The sequence below is a fragment of the Jatrophihabitans sp. genome (genome assembly GCF_036389215.1).
GTDB lineage: Bacteria > Actinomycetota > Actinomycetes > Mycobacteriales > Jatrophihabitantaceae > Jatrophihabitans_A.
This window is the reverse complement of record NZ_DASVQG010000105.1, coordinates 1-2,518: the sequence shown is the minus strand read 5'-3', so window position 1 is coordinate 2,518 and position 2,518 is coordinate 1. Positions and strand designations below refer to the sequence as shown.

The window sequence follows — 2,518 nt, the reverse complement described above, 5'->3', positions numbered from 1 at the left end:
ACCGGGCTGGTACGCGGCACCTCGGGCAACGTCTCGGCCCGCGACCCGGACTCCGGCGCGATCGCGATCACCCCTACCGGACTTGGCTATGCCGGCATGCGGGACAGCGATGTGGCGGTGCTGTCCCTCGACGGTGCCCAGCTGGACGGTGACCTCCGGCCGACCTCCGAAGTCGCCTTGCACCTCGGGATCTACCGGGCCCGCCCGGACGTCGGCGCGGTCGTGCACACCCACTCCATGTTCGCCACCACGTTCGCGGTGCTGGGTGAGCAGATCCCGGCGGTGCACTACCTGATCGTCCGGGCCGGCCAGAGCGTGCCGGTGGCGCCCTACGCCCGCTACGGCACTGCCCAGCTGGCCGACTCCTGCGTGCGGGCGCTGGGCAGCGGCTTCGCGGTGCTGCTCGCCAACCACGGCGTGGTGGCCGTCGGCGCCGGCCTCGGTGCGGCGATGGCCGTTGCCGAGGCCGTGGAGTACACCGCCGAGCTGGCCTGGCGGGCTCGGCAGCTGGGCGTTCCGCAGGTGCTCGACGCCGACCAGCTGGCGGCGGCCCGGGCCGCCCTGGCCGGCTACGGCCAGCCGGCCGCCCGCAGCTGAGCGGACGCGCAGCTGAGCCAGCCCGGCGCTGGAGGGTCCAGCCTCAGCGGGTGAACAGCGGTGGCAACGCCAGCAACATGGCCACCGACCAGGTGACGTGGGTGAGCATCGGCGCCAGGATCCCGCCGGAGGCCCGCCGCTGCAGGCCGAGCACCAGTCCCAGGGTGGCGGCGGCGAACACCAGCATCGGGTTGCCGGTGGCCAGCGTCACCACCGCGTAGATCGCGGTCGAGGCGAGCACCGGACGCCGGTCTCCCAGCGCGGCGAACAGCGCGCCCCGGAAGAAGGTCTCCTCGGCGACCCCGTTGAGCACGGTGACCAGGGCGACCAGCGGCAGCGAGCCACGCCGGGCATGGGCCAGGACGTTCTCGGTGAAGATTCGCAACGGCTCGATCTCGCGCACCACCAGGGCGCCGAGCACGAAGACCGCGGCGGCCGCCAGCCCGATGGCGATCGGCGTCAGGATCGGGCGCCGGAACTCGCCACGGAAGCTGATCCGGCCAAGGTGCAACGGGCCGGAAGCCAGGCCACCGACCAGCCAGATCCCTGCCAGCCCCGCGGTCAGCGGGTAGAACGCGGGATCGGCAGGGCGAACCGACAACGACAGCCCGAGCATCAGCGCGCCGGCTATCAGCACCAGCGCGACGATCCACCGGCGCCGCCGGAACGCCCCGTCGGGCTCACGGTGATCGCGGGGCACCTTGTCGACCAGGGCGGGGTGGAGCACACGGGGCATCAGCCGGGAAGCAGCGGACCTCATCCGGACCGCGGCAGCCGGCCGCCGGCGTCCTCACCGGCCGGCCCATCCTGAACCGGTGCCGCGCCGTAACCGGCTCCCGAATCACCGCCGGTGCCCGAATCACCGCCCAGCGCGGCACGGCGTGCTGCCAGCGCCTGCCGCACCGCATCGTCATAGCCGATGGTGGGCCCCGGTACCAGCCGCTGGATCGGGTTCTGGCGCACGATCACCTCGGTGGTCATCGAATCGACGAGGGTGCGGGCGGTCACCAGGTTGACATCGGTCACCAGCGCCAGCCACGCCGAGGACAGCCGCGGCGTGAGCAGCGGCACCGGCAGCACCGGCAGCCGCCGCCGGTGCTGGATCCACGCGGCACGTTGCAGCATGTCGATGTAGCGGAGCACCTCCGGCCCGCCGATCTCATAGACCTGCCCGGCCGACTCCGGAGCGCTCAACACCGCCACCAGATAGCGCACCACGTCGGCCAGGGCGATCGGCTGGCTGCGGGTGCTCACCCAGCGCGGGGCGACCATCGCCGGCAGGTGGTCGACCAGTTGCCGGGTGATCTCCCAGGAGATCCCGCCGTGGCCGATCACCACCGCGGCCCGCAGTACGGTGACCGGCACCCCCGCCGCGCCGAGCAAGGACTCCACCGCCCGGCGCGAACACAGATGCGGCGACAGGTGCTGGTCCTCGGCCCCCAGGCCGCCGAGGTACACGATGCGCCGCACCCCGGCTTCGGCCGCCGCGGCGCCGAACGCTCGAGCGGCCCGGGCATCGACCTCCTCGAACTCTGCCGAGTCGAGAGAATGCACAAGATAGTAAGCAGCGTCTACGCCGGCCAGCGGCATCCGCAGGCTGGCCGGATCGCCGACGTCGCCAGGGCACGGTTCACCGGCGCCGGTGTAGCTCTCCGGATGCCGGGTCATCGCCCGTACCCGGTGGCCGGCTCGTTCGAGCGCCGGGCACAGATGCGAGCCGATGAAGCCGGAAGCCCCGGTCACCAGCACGTTCGACTGGGCCATGACCTCCCCGCTCCGCTGCGTGCCGTCCAGTCCCCGGCCGCTTCCCCGCCGGCCGCCGGTCCCGGTCCAGCTGGGTGGCTGCCCGGGCCCGACCGCCTACGTGACTGTCTAGTCGCCGGCGTGCCGCTGAGCAACCTTGCACAAGTTAGTGAGCTGG

At 72.8% G+C, this 2,518-nt stretch carries 3 protein-coding genes; 1 reads left to right on the top strand and 2 read right to left on the bottom strand.

The window, feature by feature from the left end; all coding sequences use genetic code 11:
* Positions 1-597 (top strand): class II aldolase/adducin family protein (locus VF542_RS04930; RefSeq protein ID WP_408650594.1); only part of this gene is annotated, 597 nt, incomplete at its 5' end.
* 43 nt (positions 598-640) lie between these two features.
* Here the strand turns inward: VF542_RS04930 and VF542_RS04925 are convergent.
* A complete protein-coding gene (locus tag VF542_RS04925; RefSeq protein ID WP_408650593.1) occupies positions 641-1,333 on the bottom strand; it encodes a CPBP family intramembrane glutamic endopeptidase in 693 nt (230 codons plus the stop codon).
* Between the two features lie 20 nt (positions 1,334-1,353).
* Positions 1,354-2,361 (bottom strand): NAD(P)H-binding protein, encoded by a 1,008-nt coding sequence (locus VF542_RS04920; protein WP_408650592.1) that lies wholly within the window; start codon positions 2,359-2,361, stop codon positions 1,354-1,356.
* Between the last annotated feature and the right edge of the window lie 157 nt (positions 2,362-2,518).